This window comes from Nonomuraea sp. NPDC049655 (assembly GCF_044465465.1).
In the GTDB taxonomy this organism is placed as follows: Bacteria; Actinomycetota; Actinomycetes; order Streptosporangiales; family Streptosporangiaceae; genus Nonomuraea.
The window spans coordinates 356,053-379,937 of the sequence record NZ_JBITLS010000010.1; the positions used below are offsets into that span (position 1 = coordinate 356,053).

Genomic DNA, 23,885 nt, shown 5'->3' on the forward strand with positions numbered 1-23,885 from the left:
TTCGCGCCGGTCACCGGCGTTCCACCAGCTCGGCGAAGTGGCGTTCGTTGCGCTCTGCCTGGCGGACGTACAGCCAGGCGCCGATGACGAAGGCGGGGTAGATGAGCCCGGCCAGCACCGCCCACGGCAGGGAGACGCCGAGGACGTCCACCTCGCGCAGTTCGGGGATGAGCAGGAACAGCAGCGGCAGGCCGCCGACCACGCAGGCCAGCACGGTGCAGACGAACAGGGCGAGCCGGAACTGGGTGCGCAGGAGCGAGCGCATGTAGACCTCGCCGAGGCGGGTCTGCTCGTCGATCTCCCTGGTGGCCGGGTAGCGGGGGCGGCGGGCGGCGGCGGTGCGCGGGCTGGTGACGCTGACCCGGCGCGGCGTCTCGGAGCGGCGGAAGGCGTCCATGCGGCGGGCGGCGTCGGTGCGGCGGGCGGCGGGGTCGGTGCGCGGCGACCCCGCCGGACGCCCCGGCCGGGGATCGGAGGTCATTCCGTCCTGCCCTTCCTGGCGCGGCGGACCAGCAGGTCGCGCAGCTCGCGGGTGTGCCGCCGGCTCACCGGGAGCTCGGTGTCGCCGACCCGCACGCTGCACCGGCCCGAGTCGATGTGCAGTTCCTCGATGTGCTTGACGGCGACCAGATGGCTGCGGTGCACCCGGACGAACCCGGCCGGGGCCCAGCGCTCCTCCAGCGTGGCGAGCGGGATGCGGACGAGGTGGCTGCCGTTCGCGGTGTGCAGCCGGGCGTAGTCGCCCTGGGCCTCCACGTAGAGGACGTCGGCGCTGGAGACGAACCGGGTCACGCCGCCCAGCTCGACGGGGATGGTGTCGCTCTCGCCGGTCTCGGCGGGCACGTCGGCCGAGACCGCCACGCGCCTGATGGCCTCGGCGAGCCGTTCGGGACGTACCGGTTTGAGCAGGTAGTCCTCGGCCTTGATCTCGAAGGCGTCCACCGCGTGCTCCTCGTACGCGGTGACGAACACGACCCGCGGCGGGTTGGCGAACTGCGACAGCAGCCGTCCGAGCACGACGCCGTCCAGGCCGCGCATGCGGATGTCGAGGAAGACGGCGTCGATCGGGCGGCCCTCGGCGATGCCGCGGTCCAGCAGGCGCAGCGCGGCCGCCCCGTCGCGCGCCGTCACCACCTCGCCGATGCGGGCGTCGGCGCGGAGCAGGTAGGACAGGTCCTCCAGCGCGGGTAGCTCGTCGTCCACCGCCAGGACGCGCAGCCCGGTCACTCGTCACTCCTCACACCTCGAATGCATTAGACAGTGATGAAACCCGCACCAAACGTCAAGGCCGTCACGGCGGGGTCACAGGTGGGGGCAGGTGTGGGAAGTCGGCGGGAGGTCAGCGGGCCGAGACGCCGGGGTGGTACTTCGGCAGGCGCACGTTGACCTTGGTGCCCGCGCCCGTGCCGGTCTCGACGACCAGGCCGTACTCGTCGCCGTAAACCTGGCGGAGCCGTTCGTCGACGTTGGCCAGGCCGACGCCGCCGGTGGGGGCGATCTCGCCGGCCAGGATGCGGCGCAGCCGGTCGGGGTCCATGCCGAGGCCGTCGTCCTCGACGCTGATGCGGCACTCGGCGCCGGCGTCCTCGGCGATGATCGTGATGCGGCCGACGCCGTTGCGGCTCTCCAGGCCGTGCCGGACGGCGTTCTCGACCAGCGGCTGCAGGCACAGGAACGGCACCGCGACCGGCAGCACCTCGGGGGCGATGCGCAGGGTGACCTGCAACTGGTCGCCGAACCTGGCGTGTTCCAGGGTGAGGTAGCGCTCGATCGAGTGCAGCTCCTCGGCCAGCGTGGTGAACTCGCCGTGCCGCCGGAAGGAGTAGCGGGTGAAGTCAGCGAACTCCAGCAGCAGCTCGCGGGCGCGTTCGGGGTCCGTACGGACGAAGGAGGCGATCGTGGTGAGCGAGTTGTAGATGAAGTGCGGCGAGATCTGCGCGCGCAGGGCCCGGACCTCGGCCTCCATGAGCAGCGTGCGCGAGCGGTCGAGCTCGGCCAGCTCCAGCTGCGAGTTGACCCAGCCGGCCACCTCCTGCGCCGCCCTGACCAGGCCGGCCGAGGCGTTCTGCCCGTAGGCGGCCAGCGCGCCGACCAGGCGGTCGTCGGTGGTCAGCGGGACGACGACGGCGTGCCGGATCGGGCATTCGAGCAGCTCGCAGTCGATGGTGAGCACCTGGGTGCGGCCGTCCCGCAAGGTGGCCGCGGCGTGCTCGAACGCCTGGGCGGCGTGGTGGTCGCCGGCGCCGTCGTAGACGAGCAGGCGCTCGCGGTCGGTGATCGCGAGCGCGGCCGAGCCGAGCAGCGCGCGCAGGTGGCGGGAGGCGCGCTCGGCGCCCTCGGGGGTCAGCCCGGCCCGCAGCGGCGGCCCGGCCATGGAGGCGGTGTGCAGGGTCTCGAACGTGGCCCGCTCGGCCGGGCTGGTGCCCAGCTCGCGGCGGCCTCGCATGACGCGCCAGAGCACGATCGCGGGCACGCCCACCAGCACGGCCACGACGGCGACGCCGACCAGGTACTCCACGCGCCCCGAGCCTAGCGCCCACCGCCGCCCGTGCCGCCCGCCGCCCTCACTCGGCCGCCAGCGCCTTGGCGACGGCCGCCGCGTAGGTCTCGGCCTCCTGCGCGGACTCGTAGGTGGTGCGCGGCCAGAAGAAGCCGCGCAGCCCGTCCTTGCGGTTGCGCGGCACGACGTGCACGTGCAGGTGGGGCACGCTCTGGCTGACCCGGTTGTTCATCGCCACGAACGTGCCGGCCGCCTCCAGCCCCTCCTCCACGGCCCTGGCCATGGCCTGCACCCGGGAGAAGAACGGCCCGACGTCGGCGAGGTCGGCCAGCGTCTCGACGTGCAGCCGGGGCACGACGAGCACGTGCCCCTTGAAGACCGGGCGGGTGTCGAGGAAGGAGACGGCCACCTCGTCGGCGCTCACCACGTGGGCGGGACGCGCGCCGGCGATGATCTCGCAGAACAGGTCGGTGCTCACCGCCCGACCTTATCGGCGAAGGCCGTCCAGCTCGTCATGTTGGGCGCGGTCCACTCGTCGGGGGCGTGCAGGAAGCGCTCGCCGACGCGGTCGCGCAGCCGCCCGGGGACGTCGGCGACCTTGGCCCCCCGGCAGTGGTAGACCAGCCCGCCCGGCCGCTGTCCCATGGCCATCCAGGGCAGCCAGGGCGAGACCCGGCACCAGGAGAAGACCGCCGGCACGTCGGGCATTCCGGACTCGACGTCGGCGGCCGAGGCGAAGAACTGGAAGAGCTCCAACGCCCGATACGTATCCCGAGCCGAGTTTTCCGGATATTTCGCGACAGGTAGTGGCGAAGGGTAGGAAAGGCGGATGTCGGCGTTGTAGACGACCTGCTCCCCCAACCGCGTCACCGGCACCGGATAGGCCCCGAGCCGCTGGTTGACCGGGTCGTTGAAGACGTGCTGCACCTCGACGGGCCGCCCGGTGAGCGGGTTGTCCCACACGTCGATCGGTTCCCTGGTCCTCGGGTCGAGGTAGAGCGCCGCCTCCCTGGTCAGCAGCTCCCAGCCGCCGTCGGCCGGGCGCGCCCGCGCCACGTTCAGCCCCTCGAAGCCGAACAGGTGATGGGGGCCGTCGTCGTCCTGCCAGCCGTAGACGTCGCCGGTCCAGTAGGAGATCGTCTCGGCGCCGTCGGCCGAGGCACGCACCCGGATGAAGTCCATGATCCGGAGCTTACCCCTTGTTTCGAGACAGCATGTTGCTATCTTTAGAGACATGGTGTCGCTAAATGAGCGGACCCGGCAGAGCTGGCTCCCGCTGATCGTGCTCGGCGTCGGGATGTCGATGATCATCATCGACGCGACGATCGTGAACGTCGCCGTCCCCGCGATCATGGGCGATCTGGGGTTGTCGGCCACGGACGTCGAATGGGTCAACTCCATCTACTCCCTGGCCTTCGCCTCCCTGCTCATCCCCCTCGGCCGGACCGGCGACGTGCACGGCAGGCGCCGGATGTTCGCCGTCGGCCTGGTGGTGTTCCTGGCCGCGAGCATGCTGGCCGCCTCCGCGCCGAGCGGCGCGCTGCTCATCGCCGCCCGCGTCGTCCAGGGCGTCGGGGCGTCCATGGTGGTCCCGATGACGCTGGCGATCATCAACTCCCTCTACACGGGCTCGCGCCGGACGATCGCCTTCGCCGTCTGGGGCTCGATCATCGGCGGCATGGCCGCGCTCGGCCCGCTGCTCGGCGGCTGGGTGGTGACCGACTTCGGCTGGCGCTGGGCGTTCTGGGTGAACCTGCCGATCGGCCTGCTCGTGCTGCTCGGCACGGCCCGGGTGCCCGAGTCGAAGGACGCGGCGGCGGGCGGCTCGGACGTCCCCGGCGTGCTGCTGTCGGTGGTCGGCCCGGCCGCGCTGGTGTTCGGCCTGATCGAGGGCCAGCGCTACGGCTGGTTCACGCCGACCGGCGAGGCCACGCTGTTCGGGTGGACCTGGCCGCTCGGCGGCATCTCGCCGATCCCGTTCGCCTTCGCGCTCGCGGCGCTCGCGCTGGCCGCGCTGCTGCTGGTCGAGCGCTCGCGGGCACGATCGGGCCGCCCGGTCGTGCTGGACCTGTCGCTGTTCGCCATCCCGTCCTTCAGGTACGGCGGCGCCGCCGCGATGATCATCAGTCTCGGCGAGTTCGGCCTGATCCTGGTGCTGCCGCTGTTCCTGCAGGCGGCCATGGGGTTCACCGCGTTCGCCACCGGCCTGATCATCGCCTCGCTGGCCGGGGGCACGTTCCTGGCGGGCGGCCTCGTCCCGCGGCTCGACCTGGCGCCCAGGGTCATCGTGCGGCTGGGGCTCGTCCTGGAGGCCGTGGGCGCGATCGCGATCGGCCTGGCCGTCTCCCCCTCGCTCGGCCCGTGGACGCTGGTGCCGTGGCTCGTCCTGTACGGCGTCGGCGTCGGCTTCGCCTCGGCCCAGCTCCCGAACGTGATGCTCGCCGACGTGCCCGCCCGCCGCTCCGGCGTGGCCTCCGGGCTCCAGAGCACGATCCGCCAGCTCGGCGCCGCCGTCGGCATCGCGGTGCTGGGCGCCGTCCTGGTCACCGGCCTGGACGCGGCGATGGCCGAACGCCTGCCCGGCGAGCCCGCGCTCGGGCAGGCCGTCCGGGAGAGCGCCGGCGCGGCCATCGCGGCGATCAGGGAGCCGGCCGACCACGCCGCCGCGGTCGCGGCGGGCGCCGACGCCACCCGCCGGGTCACGATCGTGACCGGCCTCGTGCTGTTCGGCGGCGTCGGGGCGACGTTCCTGCTGCCCGATACTGGGAGGAGACGACGCGAGGAGGAGTGAGTCCGGTGCCGAGGATCAGCGCGGCGACGGTGGCCGACCATCGGGCCAGCCAGCACGCGGCCCTGCTGGCGGCCGCCATGGAGGTGCTGGCGGCCGAGGGCCCGGCCGGGCTCACCCCCGCGGCCGTGGGCGCGCGGGTCGGGCTGGCCCGCTCCAGCGTCTACCGCTACTTCTCCTCCACCGCCGACATCCTGGCCCAGCTCGTGGAGGACGCGATCCCCCGCTGGGCCGACCGGCTCGTCACGGCCACCCGCGACGGCGGCCTGGAGGAGCGGGTGCGCGCCTTCGGCGCCGTGTCGCTGGCGTTCGTGACCAGCCCCGACCACGCGCTGCTGCGCGCGGTGGCCGCGGTCGACCTGCCCGCCGAGTGCCGCCACCGGCTCGACCAGCTGCACGAGTCGATGATCGAGCCGCTGCGCGGGCTGCTCGCCGAGGCCGGGGAGCCGCATCCCGACCTGGTGGCCCACCTGGGGTGGAGCATCCTGGGCGAGGGCCGCCGCCGCCTGGCCGCGTGCGCCGGCTCCGGCGAAGGCGCCGAGGCCGAGGTGATCACCGCGACCACCCTCGACGTGTTGTGCCGGGCCGTGCTCAGCGCACGGTGATCTCGAAGACCGCCTCGCCCGACTGCCGCCTGCTCTGCTCGTCGGGCGGCGTCGAGCTCTGGCCGCACCGCCAGCAGTCGCGCAGCGTGATCCGGGCGGTGCCCGGGCTCTTGGTGTTGAAGACGAAGTAGGCGGTGCCGCCGCTGCCGGGGCCCTGGCCCGCGCTCTTGCGCTCCTCGCTGATGTAGGAGGCCACCCTGGCGTCGGGCACCGCCGCCAGCCGCCAATCGTCGCCCACCGAGGGGTTGTCCGGGACGGCCAGCGAGAACCGCTGCCCGGGGCGCAGCTCGGCGCGCACGGTCGTGCCCTTGGCGCCCCTGACGACGGTGCCGAAGTCGCTGACCGCCGAGCCGTCGCCGCAGCCGGCCACCAACCCCGAGGTCAACCCCGAGGTCAGCAGGGCGAGTGCGGCGACGACGGCCTTTCCACGCTTCACTCGGGAAGGCTATCCTCCTTCGGCGGGTCCCGGGGCTCCACGTACGGCTCCTGCCCGACGGGCTCGCCCTCGGCGATCTGGCGTTCCCTGACGAGCTCGGCGTCCAGCTCGGCGCCCAGCAGCAGGGCCATGTTCGACAACCACAGCCAGATCAGGAACACCACGACGCCGGCCAGCGTGCCGTAGGTCTTGCCGTAGGACCCGAAGTGGGCCACGTACAGGGCGAAGCCGCCGGAGACCACGACCCAGAGCACCACCGCGAGCAGCCCGCCGGGGGTGATCCAGCGCACGCCGGGCTGGCGCACGTTCGGCGCGGCCCAGTAGAGCACCATGATCAGCCCTGCCGCGACGAGCGCGAGGACCGGCCATTTCAGGATGTCCCAGGCGGTCACCAGCGCGCTGCCCAGGCCGAGCGCCTTTCCGACGCTCCTGGCCAGGTCGCCGGTCAGCGCGACGGAGATCGCGCCGAGCGCCAGCAGCACGGTGGCCAGCACGGTGAGCCCGATCCGGAGCGGGGTCACCTTCCAGAACGGACGCCCCTCGTCGATGTCGTAGATGGTGTTGCCGGCCCGGATGAACGCGCCGATGTAGCCCGACGCCGACCAGAGCGCGACCAGCAGGCCGACGATCGCCACCAGGCCGGCCGAGGCCGCGTTCTCCTGGACCGACCGCACGCCCGTGACGATCAGGGAGCGCACCTCGTCGGGCGCCAGCACCACGAGGTTGCCGACCAGGGTGGCGGTGTCGCGCCTGCCGAGCAGGCCGAACACCGACACCAGCACGATCAGCGCGGGGAAGATGGACAGGACGGCGTAGTAGGTGAGCGCTGCCGCGAGGTCCTGGACGCCGTCGTTGCGGAACTCGACGACGGTGCGTTTGAGCACGCTCCACCAGGCCCTGCGCGGCAGTTCCGCAGGTCTTTCGGGGGAACGCACGCCTACTTCGCCCTGTTGCGCTTCCTGAGCCGCCGCACGACGAGGGCCGTCACCGCCGCCGCCGCGGCCAGCAGCAGCACCGGACGCTTGCGCGCCCCGGTGGCGGCGTCCTTGACCTGGTGGGGGGTGGCCTCGCGGACCTTGCCCGCGACCTCGCCGGCCATGCCCTTGGCCGTGCCGGTCACCTCGGCGGCCTTGCCCTTGGCCACGCCGGTCATCTCGGCGACCTTGCCCTTGGCCGTGCCGGCCGCCTCGGTGGCCCGGCCCTTCAGGTCGGCCTTGTGGGCCAGGGCGCTGACCGTGTCGCCCAGTTCGTTCCTGGTCTCCTTGATGCTTTTTCGCACGTCGTCCTCTTCCTCGTCGTCCTCGCCACGGTCCCCGCCCCCGCCCAGCGACTCCTCCTCGACCGCGCGGCTCTCCACCGCCTCGGTCCGGTCGTCCGGCACGGGGGTCTCGGGGATGAAGGTCTCGTGTTCCTGCCGGGCCAGTTCGGCCCGTTTCGCGTTCTCCGCAGCCCCCGGTCTCGTCGGAGGCACGTTGATCGACTCGCGTTCGGTCGGCGTGCCGACGGTCGCCCTGCGGGCGCCCACGTCACCGGCGTGCTGCTCGCTGTATCCGGGGTCCGTCTCGCTCATCGGCGTGCCCTCTCCTTGACCATGTCGATATCGGCCTTGACGCTCGCGATGGTCTCCTCGGGGACCGGCGGCGTGGCCTGTTTCACCTGGTTCTTTCCGGTCAGGCCGAGCAGGGCGGCGGCGATGAGCAGGACCGCCCCCACGATCGCGGCGGCCGCCCACGCGGGCATGACCAGAGCGAGGAGCAGGACGACGGCGGCCACCAGCGCGGCAGCGCCGAAGAACGCGGCCATCCCGGCCGCGCCGAACAGCCCCGCGCCGAACCCGGCGCGCCTGCCCTTCTCCGCGAGCTCCAGCCTGGCCAGGCGCAGCTCGTCCTTGACGAGCCTGGAGACCTGATCGGACAGATCACTGACCAGCTTGTGGGTATCGTTCACGACGTCGCCTCCTCCGCTGAGGAAGGCGACTACCCAGCTGACCGCCTGTTATTACCTCTTGGCGGCCTTCAGCAGGAACCGGAGGACGGACGCCACCGGCGACTCGGGCGCCTCGCACCAGTTGTCGGGCTGCTTCGGCTTGCTCCACGGTGCGGGCAGCTCGCACGAGGGAGCCTGCGGCTCAGGCCGCTCACACCACGATCCGGGAGTGTTCATCCTTCGATGGTACGACCTCCGGCCCGGCCCGCAGAAGACTCGCGGACCGGTCGCTCCAGGCCGGCGGTAACCTGCCGGGGTGCTGGTACACGGGGTGTGGGCGGGCGACGGGCTCGCCTTCTGGGGAGAGGTTCCCGGCCGGGCCGCCGCCGTGCCCCGTGGGGCGGGCGCGCGGCCCCATCCGTTCGCCGCGTCCCCTGCCGAGCTGGCCGGCGCGCCGGGCCTCGGGGTGGGCGGGCCGTCCAGGGAGCTGGAGCTGCTGCTGCCGGGGGCGGCCAAGGGACCGCTGCCCTCGCCGGAGACGGGGCTGCTGACGGAGGTGGTCAGGCCGCGGCTGCTGCCGTGGCGGGTGCCCGCGGTCGTGCTGCCGCCCGCCGGGGGCCTTGCCGCGCTGGACGGCCTTCCGGGCGACGCCACCGCCACCGTCCGCCACTGGGCCGCCGTCGCCGCGCTCGCCCGCGACCTGGTGGGCCGTGGCCGGGTCGTCCCCCAGCTCGTCCCCGTGCCCGATGCCGACGGGGCCGTTCCGGGTGCCGACGGCGCCGCGCTGGCCCTGTGGCGGCCCGTGCTGACCGGGGCCGACGCCGCATACTTCCGCGACCTGGCCCTGGCCATGCCGCCCGCCTGCCGCACCTGGGCCGCCGAGCGCCCGGCCGCCGGGGTGCAGCTCCAGGCGCTGGAGGCGTTCACCGACGCGCTCGTCCGGCAGGCCGTCACCACTCCCCTGGCCGCCCCCTCCGCCGCCGCCCCGGCGACGCCGCGGGAACGGTGGCTGGCCGCGCTGACCGGCGACCCGGCCTGCCCCGACGACCCGGGGCTGCGCGAGGAGCTGGACCGCTGGCGGGCGGCCGTCACGGCGGCCGAGGGCGCCACCCGCGTCTGCTTCCGCCTGCTCGAACCGGCCGACGGCGACGACTGGCGGGTCGAGCTGGCGCTGCAGGCCGCCGACGACCCCAGCCTGTACGTCCCGGCCGCCCGCGTCTGGGACGGCGAGAAGGGCCTGCCCGGCCGGCCGGAGCGCGAGCTGCTGGCCGGGCTCGGCCGGGCCGTGCGGCTCTACCCGGAGCTGGACCGGGCCCTGCGCGTGCCGGAGCCGAGCGAGCTGGCCCTCGACACGGCGGGCGCGTTCGGCTTCCTGCGCCAGGCCGCGCCGCTGCTCCAGGCGGCCGGGTTCGGGGTGCAGCTGCCGCGCTGGGCGGGCCGTACGCGGCTCGGGCTCAAGCTCACCACCAGGACCAAGCCGCAGACGGCGGCCGTCAGCCAGGGCTTCGGGCTGCGCGAGCTGGTCGACTTCCGCGTCGACCTGGCGGTGGGCGAGGAGACGATCAGCGAGGCGGAGCTGGCCGAGCTGGCCAGGCTCAAGGTGCCGCTGGTCCGGGTCCGCGGCCAGTGGGTGGAGCTGGACGACCGGCAGCTCAAGGCCGCGCTGCGGGCCGTGGAGGGGGTGCGCGCGGGCGAGGCGGCCGCGGCCGACCTGCTGCGCCACGTGATCCAGGGCGACGACGAGCTGCCGTTGCTGGCGGTCGACGCCGACGGCGTGCTCGGCGACCTGCTGTCGGGCCAGGCCGAGCGGCGGCTCACCCCGCTCGCGACCCCGCCGGGCCTGGACGCCGTGCTGCGGCCCTACCAGGAGCGTGGGCTGGCGTGGCTGAGCTTCCTGTCGGAGCTGGGCCTCGGCGGGGTGCTCGCCGACGACATGGGCCTGGGCAAGACGGTCACCACGCTGGCGCTGCTCGTCCACGAGCGGGCCGCCGCGCCCACGCTGCTGGTCTGCCCGATGTCGCTGGTGGGCAACTGGCAGCGGGAGGCGGCCAGGTTCGCCCCGGGGCTGCGCGTGTACGTCCACCACGGCCCCGGCCGGGACGCCGCCCGCATCGCGGCGGCCGACCTGGTGATCACCACGTACGGCACCGCCCACCGCGACCTGGAGATCCTGCGGGAGCACGAGTGGCGCCGGGTGGTGTGCGACGAGGCCCAGGCGATCAAGAACAGCGGCACCCTCCAGGCCCGCGCCGTCCGGTCGATCCCCACCGGCACCCGCCTGGCCCTGACCGGCACGCCCGTCGAGAACCACCTCGCCGAGCTCTGGTCGATCATGGAGTTCGCCAACCCCGGCCTGCTCGGGCCGCGGGCCCGCTTCCGCACCCGGTTCCAGGAGCCCATCGAGGCCCGCCAGGACGAGCAGGCCGCCGATGCGCTGAAGCGGGCGACGGGCCCGTTCATCCTGCGCCGCCTCAAGACCGACCGGTCCGTCATCTCCGACCTGCCGGAGAAGATCGAGATCAAGGAGTGGTGCCCGCTCACCCCCGAGCAGGCCACCCTCTACCAGGCCGTCGTCGACGACATGCTGGCCCGGATCGACGACAGCGAGGGCGTCGAGCGGCGCGGCCTGGTGCTGTCGGCCATGGCCAGGCTCAAGCAGGTCTGCAACCACCCGGCCCACCTGCTCAAGGACGGCTCCCGCCTGGCCGGCCGGTCGGGCAAGCTGGCCCGGCTGGAGCAGCTGGCCGAGGAGGTCCTGGCCGAGGGCGAGAAGGCGCTGCTGTTCACGCAGTACGCCGAGTTCGGGACGATGCTCCAGCCCTACCTCGCCCAGCGGCTCGGCCGCCCGGTCCTGTGGCTGCACGGCGGCCTGCCCAAGAAGACCCGCGACCGGCTGGTCGAGCGGTTCCAGCACGACCCGGAGCCGATGTTGTTCCTGCTGTCGCTCAAGGCGGCCGGCGTCGGGCTCAACCTGACGGCGGCGAGCCACGTCGTCCACGTCGACCGCTGGTGGAACCCGGCCGTGGAGGACCAGGCCACCGACCGGGCCTTCCGCATCGGCCAGCGCAGGAACGTCCAGGTGCGCAAGCTGATCTGCGCGGGCACCCTCGAAGAGCGCGTCGACCAGATGATCGAGCGCAAGAAGGCGCTGGCCGAGCGGGTGGTCGGCGCCGGCGAGGAGTGGCTGACCGACCTGTCCACCGACGAGCTGCGCGAGGTGTTCCGCCTCACGGGAGGGTCCTGACCATGCCCGACTGGTACGACGGCGGCGGCCCCATCGAGGTCGAGGGCGGCCTGCGGGCCCGGTCGCGGCGCGGCAGCATCGGCTCGGCCTGGTGGTCCAGGCGCTTCGTCGACATCCTGGAACGCGTCTGCGACAAGGGCCGCCTGTCCCGCGGCCGCGCCTACGCCCGCAAGGGCCAGGTGCTCTCGATCGACCTGTCGGCGGGGCTGGTCCGGGCGTCCGTGCAGGGGTCGCGGCCGAAGCCGTACGACGTCGTGGTCAGGATCGACGTCTACGGCGAGGACGTGTGGGCGCGGCTGGAGGAGGCCGTCGCGGCGCAGGCCGTCCACCGGGCCAGGCTGCTGGCCGGGGAGATGCCGGTCGAGATCGAGGAGCTGTTCGCCGCCCATGGCGCCGACCTGTTCCCGCGCGACCTGGACATGGAGTGCTCGTGCCCCGACTGGGGGTTCCCGTGCAAGCACCTGTCGGCCGTGCTCTACCTGCTGGCCGAGTCGTTCGACGACGACCCGTTCCTGGTGCTGGCCTGGCGCGGGCGCACCCGCGAGCAGCTGCTCGGCTCGCTGGCCGACGACCCGCCCGCGCCCGACCCGCTGGAGGTGGCCGACGTGCCGTTCGCCGACCGGCTGGCCGACTTCTACGCCCCCGGCGCCACCGCGCACCGCCCGGAACGCCGCCCCGCCGCGGCCGCCGCCGACCTGCTGCCGCGGGTCTTCCCGCCGCCCGCCGGCCTGGCGGACGCGCTCGCCCCCGCCTACCGGGCGCTGGGCGAGGGCTGAGGTCAGTTGTCCTCGAAGGAGTCGGGGACCATCACGCGCACGCCGTTGGGCACCACGCGCAGCGTGATCGGGGTGCGCAGGCGCACCTCGCCGTCGACGTCGGCGGCCATCGGCGGGTCGGTCTCCAGCAGCATCTCCCGGCCGACCACGAACGGGCCGCCCGCCAGGCTGCGCCAGCGGCCGGTGGTCGCGCGCAGCAGCGTCTCGCCGAGCAGGCGCAGCTTCTTGCCCGAGCCGAGCTGGTAGGCCACCAGCATGCCGTTGTCGATGCTGATGTCCTTGGCCACCTGCCAGCCGCCGTGGAAGCGGCCGTTGGCGATGTTGAGCTGGTGGGTGAGCAGCTCGTGGCGCTGGCCCTCGACGGTGATGTAGGCCCGGAAGGGCCGGTGGCCCGGCAGGACGGTCAGCGCGGTCATCGGGTAGGCCGGACGGCCCACGATGCGCTTGAGCCACGGCTTGACCCGGCCGGCCACCTCGACCGAGACGCCGAAGCTGGCCAGGTTGGCGAAGGGCCGGTCGCCGGCCATGCCGAGGTCGATGTCGGCGACCTTGCCGGTGGAGAACACCCGGATGGCGCCGGCCAGGTCGAGCGGCAGGCCGAGGCTCCTGGCGAAGTTGTTGGTGGTGCCGAGCGGCAACACGCCGAGCGCCACGTCGCGGTGGGCGACGTGGCGCACGGCCGAGGAGAGGGTGCCGTCGCCGCCGCCCACGATCAGCAGGTCGGGGTCGGTGGCGAGGGCGGTGTCGAGCAGGTCGCGCAGCCGCTTGGGGTTGTAGACCGACAGCTCGGCCAGCGGCTCGAACCCCAGGTTGTGCAGCTGCTCGATGACCTCGAAGTAGTGGCGGCGGCCGCGGCGTGAGCGAGTGTTCACCACCACCGCCACCCGGCGATCCCGCCGGATCGCCTCAGTGTGCTCGATCTTGGTGCGCAGTTCGCTCATGGTCATCAATCGTAGGCGCTGTGTCCGCCGCTCCGTGCTGGATCGGGGGGCCGCCGGAGACCCGGCGGCCCCCTCACGCTACTTCTTGGGCGGGACGACCTGGACGATGGCGCCCAGGTTGCCCGGCAGCTGGCTGATCAGCTTGAACTGCACGCCCAGCGCCTTGCCCTCGTCGCCGGGGTTGCCCGAGCCGGCCACGTGGCCGTCGCCGAGGTCGGTCCCGTACAGCTCGGTGGCGGGGGTGCCGTCCAGGTGCACCACGCGGGTGCTGTACGGCTGGTCGCCCTTGCTCGGCACCACCGCGGAGGCGTCGAAGTCACGGTAGTAGAGCGAGCCGTTCTGCAGCTCGAAGCCCGGAACCCAGGTCTTCGCGTCGGTGAAGGACGACACGCCCCTGAGCGCGGGGATGTTGGTGCAGTACTCGCTGAACGGCTCGTCCGGCGCCTCCAGGCACTCCTTCAGGGGGTACGTCTGGTCGAAGGAGAAGGCCGCGTTCGAGGACTGCGTGCGGCCCTCCAGGTTCTTGTGCCTGGTCGGGTCCTTCTGGGCGGCGGTGCCGGTGCGGCGCAGCGGGTCGTAGTGCGAGTCCACGACCAGCAGGCTGCCCTTGGAGCCGATGCTCGGCGGCAGGGTCAGGTTGTTGGCCACCGAGTTGTTGGTGAAGGTCGAGTCGCGGTACCAGACCAGCAGGCCGGGCGCGTTGTACTTGACCTTCTCGACCTTCCACGCCCCGTCGCGGGAGTAGTTGGTGTCGTAGGCGTACTGCAGGCCCTTGTCGAAGCCGTCGAAGTTGCGCCACTCGGCGAGGTAGAAGCGGGAGATCTCGCGCGAGCCGTTGTTGACGGTCCAGCCCTGGCCGCTGGTGTTGGTGAACGTGCCGCCGGTGGCCTTCCAGCCGTTGTCGCCGTTCTCGACGTCGTCGCTCCAGACGGCGGTGCCGCCGTTGGTGAGCGAGAAGTCGTCGGCGTGCCAGCCGCGCGGCTCGAAGGCGGCGTCGGTGTTGTAGGTCAGGCGCAGCTTGATCGACTGCCCGGCGTACGGCGTCAGGTTGACGTAGTCGTGCCGCCACTGGCCGCCGGTGTCACCGGTGAGCCCGTACTTCTTGTTGCCGAACGTCTTGAGGTTCTTGTTCGGGTCGGGGTAGCCGTCGGGGGTGGTGACCTCGGCGCCGGCCTCGTCGTAGACCTTGAGCTGGGTCCAGGTCTGGCCGCCGTCGGTCGAGACCTCCACGAAGCCGAAGTCCCAGTCCTGCTCGATCTCGTAGTTGTTCCACATCCAGAACCGCACGTCGGAGCCGGCGGGCACCGGGACGTCACGGGTCAGGGTCTGGTTGGCCCAGTCCTGGTCGAGGTTGGACCACCAGGCCTTCGTGCCGCTGTGCGGGTCGATCATCTTCAGCGGCGTGGAGGCCAGGTTCACCCGGACGCCGTCCTCGGTGTACTTGGGCGTGCGCGAGGACTGCCCGACCGTGACGGACTGGGCGGCGTCACCCGGGTTGAACGTCTTCGGGTTGGCCCAGCCGAGCACCCACTTGTCCCACAGGCCCATGTGCGTGGGCATGGACTGGAAGATGGGGCCGGAGTGGGAGCCGCTGGACATCAGGTCCCAGAAGTCCACCGCGGAGCTGGCCTGGCCGCTGGTGTCGTACAGGTCGGGCAGGCCCAGGTCGTGGCCGTACTCGTGGGCGAAGACGCCGACGCCGGAGTCCTCGGGCTGCACGATGTAGTTGGAGATCTTCTTGTCGCTGCCGGGGATCTTGTAGCCGCCCGCGACCGCGCTGGAGTGCGCCCAGATGGCGTAGGTGCCCTCGGCGCCGCCGTCGGAGGACTTGTCCTTGCCGGCGTGCACCATCACCAGGTGGTCGATGACGCCGTCGGGCTCGTTGAAGTTGCCGTCGCCGTCGGAGTCGGCCACGTCCTCCTGGTCGTAGTCGGCCCACGGGAAGTTCGGCTGGGCCGCGGCCAGGGCGTTGACCGTGTCGATGGCGAGCTGGCCCGCGCCGGTCGGGTTGCTGGGGTGACCCGACATGTCCTGCGGCTGGCCGCCACAGGCCGCGGCGCCGTAGTACGCCTCGGAGTGGGGGGCCTTGATCCAGCCGACGGCCGAGCCGGTGACGGAGTAGGCGCCCTTGGACAGCTCCTCGTACATCTTCTTCATCGTGAAGCCGGAGATGTCGATGCCGGGCTTGCCGTCGCGCGGGTCCTTGAGGTCCTTGCGCACGCGCTCGGTGATGCCCTCGTCGCTGTAGAGCATCTTGTTGAAGTGGTCGGTGCTGAAGTCCTTGAGCCAGAAGGAGTTGTTGTCCTTCTGCGGCAGCGTCGCCGGGTCGGGGATGTTGTTGTGCAGCGGGCCGTTCTTCAGCGTGCCCGGCGGCTCGACCACGCAGTCGTCCGGCGGGCTGTCGGTGGTGCGCAGCCGGTTGAAGCCGGAGAAGTCGTCGTTCGCCTGCTCGTTGAACTCGACCAGGACGGTGAGCAGCTTGGCGGTCTTGACCTGCTTGGAGTTCTTGAAGATCCATTCAGCCGGGTTGCGGCCGGTCCTGATCGCCTGGTTCTCGCGGGCGGCGAGGACGCGGGCCGCGGCGGGGTTCCCGCTGACGAACTTCCTGTCGAACTTCTCCGCCGGTGAGAGCGAGCGGGCCTTGCCCTTGTTCAGGCCGGGTTCCTGCGGCTCCTTCTCGACCCGCGGGGGAGCGTAGTTGATGTAGTAGTCCGCCGCCGTGGGCTGGTAGCTGGCCACTGACGTGGCCTGGGCCGCCGGGACGGTCAGCGCGGCGCCGAGGAGGGCGACCGCCGGGAACACGACTAACAGGCGCTTTGAGCTTGGCACCAGGTACCCTCTCTGCCCGGGGTCGCCGGGCGCATGGCCATAGGGTGTGCAATGCCGGACGCTAGAGGGTGGATAAACGGGTCGTAAAGTACGTTGTTGAAACGTGATCAAACTACGACATTTTGACCAACAGAATTGCCGTGGCGGCGTCGCCCGCAATCGCCGCGCATAAACGGAACGACGCGATCTTGAAACGCCGTACTAGTCGGCGGCGAGCACCGGCGGCGGCTGCTCGGGGCCAGGGTCCGGCTCCACGGCGGGCGTCGCGTCCTCGTGCGGGTAGTGCAGGTCGAACGCGGGCCGCTCGGAGCGGATCGGCGGCATGCCGGTGAAGTTGTGCCGTGGCGGCGGGCAGGAGGTCGCCCACTCCAGCGAGTTGCCGTAGCCCCAGGGGTCGTCGAGCGTGACCCTGGGCGCGTGCCTGGCCGTCCGGTACACGTTGTAGAGGAACGGCAGCGTCGAGGCGCCGAGCAGGAACGCCCCGGCCGAGGAGATCTCGTTGAGCGCGGTGAACCCGTCGGCCGCACTGTAGTCGGCGTACCGGCGCGGCATGCCGAGCTGGCCGAGCCAGTGCTGGACGAGGAACGTGGTGTGGAAGCCGGCGAACAACGTCCAGAAGTGCACCTTGCCGAGCCGGTCGTCCAGCATCTTGCCGGTCATCTTCGGCCACCAGAAGTAGAAGCCGGCGAACATGGCGAACACCACCGTGCCGAAGACCACGTAGTGGAAGTGGGCGACGACGAAGTAGGTGTCGCTGATCTGGAAGTCCAGCGGCGGCGAGGCCAGGATGACGCCGGTCAGCCCGCCGAGCAGGAACGTGACCAGGAACCCCACCGCGAACAGCATCGGCGTCTCGAACGACAGATGGCCGCGCCACATCGTGCCGATCCAGTTGAAGAACTTCACCCCCGTCGGCACCGCGATGAGGAACGTCATGAACGAGAAGAACGGCAGCAGCACCTGCCCGGTCGCGAACATGTGGTGCGCCCACACGGTCATCGACAGCCCGGCGATGGCGATGGTGGCCCCGACCAGGCTCAGGTAGCCGAAGATCGGCTTGCGGCTGAACACCGGGATCACCTCGGTGACGATCCCGAAGAACGGCAACGCGATGATGTAGACCTCGGGATGGCCGAAGAACCAGAACAGGTGCTGCCACAGCAGCGGCCCGCCGTTCGCGCCGTCGAAGACGTGCGTGCCGAGCTTGCGGTCCGACTCCAGCACCAGCAGCGCGGCGGCCAGCACGGGGAAGGCCATCAGCACGAGCATGCTGGTCAGCAGCACGTTCCAGGTGAAGATCGGCAGGCGGAACATGGTCATGCCGGGGGCCCGCATGCCGATGATCGTGGAGATGAAGTTGACCGCGCCGAGGATCGTGCCGAGGCCGGACATCACCAGGCCCATGATCCACAGGTCGCCGCCGACCTGCGGCGAGTGGATGGCCGACGACAGCGGCGTGTAGGCGAACCAGCCGAAGTCGGCGGCCCCGCCCGGGGTGAGGAAGCCCGCCAGCACCATCAGCCCGCCGAACAGGAACAGCCAGTACGCCACCGCGTTCAGCCGGGGGAAGGCCACGTCGGGCGCGCCGATCTGCAGCGGCATGACCACGTTGGCGAACCCGGCGAACAGCGGCGTGGCGAACAGCAGCAGCATCACCGTGCCGTGGATGGTGAACAGCTGGTTGTACAGCTGCTGGCTGACCACCTGCATGCCGGGCCGCGCCAGCTCGGCCCTGATCAGCATGGCCATGACGCCCGCGACGAGGAAGAAGCCGAAGGAGGTGATCAGGTAGAGGTACCCGATGACCTTGTGGTCGGTCGTCGAGAGCCAGGAGGCGATGACGGTCCCGGTACGGCGGCGCCTGACCTGCTCGATCGAGGTGTCCCGAACAGTCGTCACGGCTGCTCCCTCCTTCGCGGAGTTGTGCCTGCCCCGATGTCCTCCATTCCACTCCGGCGATCGCCGGACGGGAAGCGCTTCTTTAGAACGTCTTTGAAGCGGTGTCCCACATGCCGGGCGATTACCGGACCCCTTGGGGACTTCTTCTATCCTTTGGACCGAACCGACTCGGAGGAGAGATCTCGTGACCGCACAGAGTGACTACGCCGCCCTCGTCCAGCGGGGGCTCTCGCTCGACCTCACCCGGGGCAAGCCGTCACCGCGCCAGCTCGATCTCTCCGACGGCATGCTCAAGCTGCCCACCTCCGTCAAGGCCGCCGACGGCACCGACGGCCGCAACTACGGCAACCTCCAGGGCCTGCCCGAGCTGCGCGAGCTCTTCGCGCCGCTGGTGCAGGTGCCCGCCGGTCAGCTCGTCGTGGGCGGCAACTCCAGCCTGACGCTGATGCACGACACGATCGTGCACGCGCTGCTGTCGAAGGTGCCGGGGGCCGAGCGCCGCTGGGTCGAGGAGCCGGAGATCACGTTCCTGTGCCCGGTGCCCGGCTACGACCGGCATTTCACCATCTGCGAGCGGCTCGGCATCAAGATGACGGCCGTCCCGATGAACGCCGACGGCCCCGACATGGACGTCGTGGAGCGCCTGGTCGCCGCGGACCCGGCGGTCAAGGGCATCTGGTGCGTGCCGAAGTACAGCAACCCGTCCGGCGTCACCTACAGCGACGAGACCGTGCGCAGGCTGGCCGCCATGCCGACGGCCGCCCCCGACTTCCGGATCATGTGGGACAACGCCTACGCCGTCCACCACCTCACCGACACGCCGGACGAGCTGGCCGACCTGCTCGCGCTGGCGGCCGAGCACGGCAACGCCGACCGCGTGTTCGTCTACGCCTCCACCTCGAAGGTGACGTACGCGGGCTCGGGCGTGTCGTTCTTCGGCTCCTCGCCGGCGAACGTGGAGTGGTTCCTCGCCAACACCGCCAAGCAGTCCATCGGCCCCGACAAGCTCAACCAGCTCCGGCACGTGGAGTTCCTGCGCGACGCCGCGGGCGTGGCCGCGCACATGCGGCGGCACGCCGAGCTGATCGGCCCGAAGTTCGAGCTGGTCGACAAGGTGCTGACCGAGCGCCTCGGCGACCTGGCCACCTGGACCAGCCCGCGCGGCGGCTACTTCATCAGCCTGGAGGTGCCGCACGCCGCCGAGGTCGTGGCCAGGGCCAAGGCCGCGGGCATCGCGCTCACCCCGGCCGGCGCCACCCACCCCTACGGCCAGGACCCGGAGGACCGCACGATCCGCATCGCCCCCACCTTCCCCGAGCTGGACGAGCTGGAGCAGGCCATCGACGGCCTGGCCGTCTGCGTCCGCCTGGTGGCGGAGGAGCGCGGCTAGATCGCCCGGCCCCGGAAGCCGAAGATGTACTCGCGCGTCTCGCCCGGATGGAACGAGACGCCGACCCCCGGCTCGAACGCGACGTTGTCGCGGGCGCAGTAGTACAGCCGTTCCCACACGGCCAGCGCCTTCTCCCGGGCCGGGGCCTCGGCGTGGTCGCGCCTGCGGGCGCCGCGCGCGCCGAGCACGAACAGCAGCCCGAGCCCCCAGAACAGCCCGGTGAGGCAGAACGGCGCGAGCAGCACCTCGCTCCACTGCGAGTCCTTGCCCATCGCGATCACCAGCGACACGACGAGGTGCACCAGGGCCGCCACGCCGAGCATGATCCACCCCTGGTTCCTGGCCCAGGGCGTGTAGTGGCGGCTGGGGAACGACATCCACACCGCGAGCTGCGTACGGCTCATGACGTGCTTCGACGCGCCCATCGACGGCGCGGTCGGCAGGTCGGCGACCTCGCGCTGGCCGGGCAACCTGACCCTTCCGATCCGGTATGTCGTCCCCGCGGCGACCGCGCCCGGAACCGAGACGAGCTGGTCAGCCTGCGTACATACCGGGCACCTGACTTCCACCCAGGGCAGTCTGGCCTTAAGGAACGGTCCGCGCAAACCGTAGGGTGCAGGTGTGAGACCGATTGATGCCCTGGTGAACTCGCTGTCCGAAGCTCGCGTGCTGACCGACCCGGACGTGATCGACTCCTACGCCCGCGACCGCACGTTCGTCGAGCCGGGCAAGCCGCTCGGCGTGGTGCTCGCCGCCTCGCGCGAGGACGTGGTGACGACCCTGCGGTGGGCCACCGAGCACCGGGTGCCGGTCGTGCCGCGCGGCGCCGGCACGGGCCTGGCGGGCGCGGCCACGGCCGGCGACGGGACGATCGTGTTGTCGCTGGCCAGGATGACGGCCATCAGGGAGCTCTCCCCCGCCGACGAGATCGCCGTGGTGGAGCCGGGGGTCATCACCGCCGACCTCGACCGCGCCGCCCGCGAGCACGGGCTCATGTACGCGCCGGACCCCTCGTCGTACGAGATCTCCACGATCGGCGGGAACCTGGCCACCAACGCCGGCGGCCTGCGCTGCGTGAAGTACGGCGTCACCAGGGACGCCACGCTCGGCCTTGAGGTCGTGCTGGCCGACGGGCGGATCCTGAACACCGGCCGGCGCACGATGAAGGGCGTCACCGGCTACGACCTGACCGGCCTGTTCGTCGGCTCGGAGGGCACGCTGGGCGTGATCACCGCGGCCACCGTGCGACTGCGACGGGCTCCGGCCGCGCCGCCGGCCACGTTCGCCGCCGAGTTCGGCTCGCTGCGCGAGGCGGGCGCGGCCGTTTCGGCGATCATGGCCGCGGGCTGCCAGCCCTCGCTGATGGAGCTGCTGGACCGCGCCACGCTGGAGGCCATCGACGACTGGCGCAACATCGGGCTCGAACCGGCCACGCAGGCCATGCTGATCGGCCAGTCCGACGCGACCGACGGCCAGGCCGTGGCCGCCCGCATGGAACGGCTCTGCCTGGACAACGGCGCCTCGTTCGTGGCCGTCTCCTCCAGTCCGCAGGAGACCGAGGAGCTGGTCGGGCTGCGCAGGATGGCCTACCAGGCCAAGGAGCGGCTGGGGGCGTGCCTGGTCGAGGACGTGTGCGTGCCGCGTTCGGCGCTGCCCGAGATGATCACCGCGATCGAGGCGGCGGCGGCCCGGCACGGCGTGCGGATCTGCACGGTCGCCCACGCCGGCGACGGCAACCTGCACCCGGTCTTCATCTTCGAGCACGGCACGGCCGAGCCGCCCCCGCAGGTGTGGGCCGCGGCCGACGAGGTGTTCCGGCACGCGCTCTCGCTCGGCGGCACGCTGACCGGCGAGCACGGCGTGGGCGTGCTCAAGCGGCGCTGGCTGGGGCTGGAGTCCGGGCCGGTGGCGGCCGAGGTGCAGCAGGGCATCAAGGCGGTCTTCGACCCGCTGGGCATCATGAACCCGGGCAAGGCCATCTGAATTTGCCAAGCCGTGACCTTGGGGCTCCGGCGCGGACACGACCTGCGACGAAACACTGACATATTCCGTCAAAAGGCGAAACTTACTTACAGGTCCGGCAGACGTCCCACATGTCACGCTGGTAGCGTTTTGCCCCATCTATTGGTTGTCATGGGGGTCCGACGTGAATCAGTTCCAGCCGCTGGCGGCGGACGACCCGCGGCGGCTGGGGGCGTACGACATCGTCGCCCGGCTCGGCGAGGGTGGTCAAGGCGTCGTCTATCTGGGCAAGAGCGACTCGGGTGACCAGGTCGCCGTCAAGCTGCTGCACAACGCCCTCGTGGCCGACGCCGACGCGCGGACCAGGTTCCTGCGCGAGGTGGCGGTGGCGCAGCGGGTCGCCCGGTTCTGCACCGCGCCCGTCCTCCACGCCGACCTCGACGGGAGCCGCCCGTACATCGTGAGCGAGTACGTGCCCGGCCCCTCGCTGCGCGAGCTCGTCATCAACGAGGGCCCGCGGCGGGGCGCGGCGCTGGAACGGCTCGCGATCAGCACGGCCACCGCGCTGGCGGCCATCCACCGGGCCGGCATCCTGCACCGCGACTTCAAGCCCGCGAACGTGCTCATGGGCCCCGAGGGGCCGGTCGTGATCGACTTCGGCATCGCCCGCGCGCTGGACTCCCCCGGCGCGACGGCCACGGGGATGGCGATGGGGACGCCGTCGTACCTGGCGCCGGAGCAGCTCAGCGGGGCCGCCGTGTCGGAGGCGGCCGACGTCTTCGCGTGGGGCGTCACGATGGTGTACGCGGCTACCGGCAAGCCCGCGTTCGGGGCGGACTCGATCCCCGTGGTGATGAACCGCATCCTGAACGAGGAGCCGCAGCTCGGCGGGATGGAGGGCGAGCTCGGCGCGCTGGTGGGCCTGTGCCTGTCGAAGGACCCGGCGCAGCGGCCGAGCGCCGACGAGCTGATCGTCCGGCTCACGGGGCAGCCCGCTCCCAAGGCCGCCATCGAGCCGGTCACCGGCGCGACCGCCACCCCGGCCGTGCCCCACCAGGCCGGTCCTGCGAACAGCCCTGCGAATGGCCCTGCGAATGGCCCTGCGGCCGGCTCCTCGGGTGCGGCGCAGGACGCCTACCCCGGTCCCTGGACCCAGCCCACCGGCACCAACGCCGTGCCCCGGCAGCCCGGCCCCGACAACCGCCCCGCCCCCGGCGTCCCGCAGGGACCGGCGGGCCCCCAGGCCGCGACGGGCCCTCAAGGTGCGGCGAGCCCTCAAGGTGCGGCGGGCGGTCCTCAGGGCGGCCCGGCCGGGCCCGGCGCGCCAGGCGGCCACGCGGGCGCCATGCCCGGCGCCGCCCAGGGCGTCCCCCACCCGGGCGTCCCGCAGGCCGGAGCCCCCGGCGGTCCGCAGGCCGGCGTCCCCGGCGGCCCGCACACGCCGAGCGGCGTTCCCGGCGGCCCTCAGGGCGGGCCGGCCGCGCAGGGCGCGGTGCCGCACGGGCACCCACACGGCGGCATGCCGGGCGCTCCTCAGGCCGGACATCCCGGCGCTCCTCAGCCGGGACATCCCGGCGGCTCCCAGGCGGGGCACCCCGGTGGACCTCAGGCGGGGAACGCGGGGGCGACCAGGGTCGGCGGTCCCAGTGGTCCCGGAGGTCCGCAGGGCGAGACGTCCGGCAAAGCGCCCGACAAGCAGCGGCGGACGCTGACGCTCGCCCTCTCCGGCGCGGCCGCCGCCGCGCTGCTGGTGGTGGCGGGCGCCGTCGTGGTGCAGGCCAACAGCGACAAGGTCGCCGTGACCGCCACCGGCAGCACCTCCGAGAACCCCACGGGCGACGGACAGGGCGCGGGACAGCCCGAGCCGCCGGTCGCCGAGGTGACCCCGGACCCGATCCTCCCGGCGGAGACCGGCGAGCCCGTCCCCACGCTGGACGTCGGCGAGGCCGAGCCGCCCAAGAAGGTCAAGCACACCAAGGACCCCGTCATCGCGGTCCCGAACCCGGTGACGACCGTGACGGCGACGGCCCACCCGGCGACCAAGCACCCCACGCCCAAGCCCACCCCCACCAAGACGAAGAAGCCCACGGGGTTGATCGACGGCGAGGACCAGCCGGACGCCACCCCGACCCCCGGCCCCACGACGACGGTCCCGGCCAAGAAGCCGACGACGAGCAAGCCGACCGTGAAGCCGACCGTCAAGCCGACCGCCACGCCCAAGCCGAACACCTACAACGTGGTGACCGTCTGCGGCTCCGGCTACAAGGTGATCGACAAGCACGCGCTGGGCACCGCGGCCACGATCTACCTGCTCTACAACACCAGCGCGGGCAAGAACTGCGTGGTCACGATGTCGAAGCTGGTCTATCCCGGCAAGGTCTCCATGAACGCCACCCTCCAGGTCCAGGGCGGCGCGAGCGGCGGCAACCCGGGCACGTTCACCGCGTACGCGGGCCCGGTCCGGCTGGCGGCCGTGAAGAAGTGCGTGATCTGGGGCGGTTCGTGGAGGTCGCTGAGCTGGAAGTCCGGCTGGAGCCACTGCACCTGACGTGACGGCGCGCGGCGGGACCCCTTCCTTCCGCGCGCCCC

At 72.1% G+C, this 23,885-nt stretch carries 21 protein-coding genes; 7 read left to right on the plus strand and 14 right to left on the minus strand.

The window, feature by feature from the left end; genetic code table 11:
• Nucleotides 1-10: 10 nt before the first annotated feature.
• From ACIBQ6_RS31405 to ACIBQ6_RS31425, 5 genes are all read right to left on the minus strand, one after another.
• Nucleotides 11-481 carry a hypothetical protein gene (locus tag ACIBQ6_RS31405; protein ID WP_358285271.1) on the minus strand — a complete coding sequence of 157 codons (471 nt, stop codon included), beginning with the start codon at nt 479-481 and terminating at the stop codon, nt 11-13.
• Nucleotides 478-1,227 (minus strand): LytTR family DNA-binding domain-containing protein, encoded by a 750-nt coding sequence (locus tag ACIBQ6_RS31410; protein ID WP_352324464.1) that lies wholly within the window; start codon nt 1,225-1,227, stop codon nt 478-480. The genes ACIBQ6_RS31405 and ACIBQ6_RS31410 overlap by 4 nt, the downstream gene beginning before the upstream one ends.
• A gap of 112 nt (nt 1,228-1,339) precedes the next feature.
• Nucleotides 1,340-2,518 carry a histidine kinase gene (locus tag ACIBQ6_RS31415; RefSeq protein WP_352356966.1) on the minus strand — a complete coding sequence of 393 codons (1,179 nt, stop codon included), beginning with the start codon at nt 2,516-2,518 and terminating at the stop codon, nt 1,340-1,342.
• A gap of 46 nt (nt 2,519-2,564) precedes the next feature.
• Nucleotides 2,565-2,978, minus strand: a complete 414-nt coding sequence (locus ACIBQ6_RS31420; RefSeq protein WP_352356968.1) for an HIT domain-containing protein — start codon at nt 2,976-2,978, stop codon at nt 2,565-2,567.
• Nucleotides 2,975-3,682: a DUF1838 family protein gene (locus tag ACIBQ6_RS31425; RefSeq protein ID WP_397216244.1), complete on the minus strand. Its 708-nt coding sequence runs from the start codon at nt 3,680-3,682 to the stop codon at nt 2,975-2,977. Before ACIBQ6_RS31425 ends, ACIBQ6_RS31420 begins: the two co-directional genes overlap by 4 nt.
• 52 nt (nt 3,683-3,734) lie before the next feature.
• On the opposite strand from ACIBQ6_RS31425, the gene ACIBQ6_RS31430 reads away from it, so the two are divergent.
• Complete coding sequence (locus tag ACIBQ6_RS31430) at nt 3,735-5,291, plus strand: MFS transporter (RefSeq protein ID WP_358285262.1); 1,557 nt, start codon at nt 3,735-3,737, stop codon at nt 5,289-5,291.
• 5 nt (nt 5,292-5,296) lie between these two features.
• Complete coding sequence (locus tag ACIBQ6_RS31435; RefSeq protein WP_358285260.1) at nt 5,297-5,893, plus strand: helix-turn-helix domain-containing protein; 597 nt, start codon at nt 5,297-5,299, stop codon at nt 5,891-5,893.
• On the opposite strand, the gene ACIBQ6_RS31440 is transcribed toward ACIBQ6_RS31435, so the two are convergent.
• From ACIBQ6_RS31440 to ACIBQ6_RS31460, 5 genes are read right to left on the minus strand one after another with little or no spacing between them, the layout of a single operon-like run.
• Entirely contained in the window at nt 5,880-6,329 is a 450-nt protein-coding gene (locus ACIBQ6_RS31440) for a protease inhibitor I42 family protein (protein WP_397216246.1), read from the minus strand. The two genes, ACIBQ6_RS31435 and ACIBQ6_RS31440, sit on opposite strands and share 14 nt — an antisense overlap.
• Nucleotides 6,326-7,264 carry a YihY/virulence factor BrkB family protein gene (locus ACIBQ6_RS31445; protein WP_397216248.1) on the minus strand — a complete coding sequence of 313 codons (939 nt, stop codon included), beginning with the start codon at nt 7,262-7,264 and terminating at the stop codon, nt 6,326-6,328. The genes ACIBQ6_RS31440 and ACIBQ6_RS31445 overlap by 4 nt, the downstream gene beginning before the upstream one ends.
• 2 nt (nt 7,265-7,266) lie before the next feature.
• The gene (locus ACIBQ6_RS31450) at nt 7,267-7,899 is read right to left on the minus strand and encodes a DUF3618 domain-containing protein (protein WP_397216250.1); all 633 of its coding nucleotides are present in this window, start codon (nt 7,897-7,899) and stop codon (nt 7,267-7,269) included.
• A complete protein-coding gene (locus ACIBQ6_RS31455; RefSeq protein WP_387664432.1) occupies nt 7,896-8,276 on the minus strand; it encodes a phage holin family protein in 381 nt (126 codons plus the stop codon). Before ACIBQ6_RS31455 ends, ACIBQ6_RS31450 begins: the two co-directional genes overlap by 4 nt.
• A gap of 51 nt (nt 8,277-8,327) precedes the next feature.
• Nucleotides 8,328-8,492 carry a hypothetical protein gene (locus ACIBQ6_RS31460; RefSeq protein WP_358285249.1) on the minus strand — a complete coding sequence of 55 codons (165 nt, stop codon included), beginning with the start codon at nt 8,490-8,492 and terminating at the stop codon, nt 8,328-8,330.
• 79 nt (nt 8,493-8,571) lie between these two features.
• Between ACIBQ6_RS31460 and ACIBQ6_RS31465 the strand changes: the two genes are divergently transcribed.
• Both ACIBQ6_RS31465 and ACIBQ6_RS31470 read left to right on the plus strand, forming a co-directional pair.
• A complete protein-coding gene (locus ACIBQ6_RS31465) occupies nt 8,572-11,499 on the plus strand; it encodes a DEAD/DEAH box helicase (protein ID WP_397216252.1) in 2,928 nt (975 codons plus the stop codon).
• Nucleotides 11,500-11,501: 2 nt separating this feature from the next.
• A complete protein-coding gene (locus tag ACIBQ6_RS31470) occupies nt 11,502-12,275 on the plus strand; it encodes an SWIM zinc finger family protein (RefSeq protein ID WP_397216254.1) in 774 nt (257 codons plus the stop codon).
• Nucleotides 12,276-12,277: 2 nt separating this feature from the next.
• Here ACIBQ6_RS31470 and ACIBQ6_RS31475 read toward each other — a convergent pair whose 3' ends face one another.
• From ACIBQ6_RS31475 to ctaD, 3 genes are all read right to left on the minus strand, one after another.
• Entirely contained in the window at nt 12,278-13,216 is a 939-nt protein-coding gene (locus ACIBQ6_RS31475; RefSeq protein WP_358285242.1) for a diacylglycerol kinase family protein, read from the minus strand.
• A gap of 78 nt (nt 13,217-13,294) precedes the next feature.
• Entirely contained in the window at nt 13,295-16,045 is a 2,751-nt protein-coding gene (locus ACIBQ6_RS31480) for an immune inhibitor A domain-containing protein (RefSeq protein ID WP_397216256.1), read from the minus strand.
• Between the two features lie 201 nt (nt 16,046-16,246).
• Nucleotides 16,247-17,944, minus strand: coding sequence for a cytochrome c oxidase subunit I (gene ctaD / locus ACIBQ6_RS31485; protein ID WP_358285238.1), 1,698 nt, complete (start codon nt 17,942-17,944; stop codon nt 16,247-16,249).
• Nucleotides 17,945-18,128: 184 nt separating this feature from the next.
• On the opposite strand from ctaD, the gene ACIBQ6_RS31490 reads away from it, so the two are divergent.
• Complete coding sequence (locus tag ACIBQ6_RS31490) at nt 18,129-19,334, plus strand: aminotransferase class I/II-fold pyridoxal phosphate-dependent enzyme (RefSeq protein ID WP_358285236.1); 1,206 nt, start codon at nt 18,129-18,131, stop codon at nt 19,332-19,334.
• Here the strand turns inward: ACIBQ6_RS31490 and ACIBQ6_RS31495 are convergent.
• Entirely contained in the window at nt 19,331-19,804 is a 474-nt protein-coding gene (locus ACIBQ6_RS31495) for a hypothetical protein (RefSeq protein WP_397216259.1), read from the minus strand. The genes ACIBQ6_RS31490 and ACIBQ6_RS31495 overlap by 4 nt on opposite strands.
• A 151-nt stretch (nt 19,805-19,955) precedes the next feature.
• Here ACIBQ6_RS31495 and ACIBQ6_RS31500 point away from each other — a divergent pair, with 151 nt between their 5' ends.
• Together ACIBQ6_RS31500 and ACIBQ6_RS31505 are read left to right on the plus strand one after the other, a co-directional pair.
• Nucleotides 19,956-21,317, plus strand: coding sequence for an FAD-binding oxidoreductase (locus ACIBQ6_RS31500; RefSeq protein WP_397216261.1), 1,362 nt, complete (start codon nt 19,956-19,958; stop codon nt 21,315-21,317).
• A gap of 163 nt (nt 21,318-21,480) precedes the next feature.
• Nucleotides 21,481-23,844 (plus strand): serine/threonine protein kinase, encoded by a 2,364-nt coding sequence (locus ACIBQ6_RS31505; protein WP_397216263.1) that lies wholly within the window; start codon nt 21,481-21,483, stop codon nt 23,842-23,844.
• Nucleotides 23,845-23,885 lie beyond the last annotated feature (41 nt).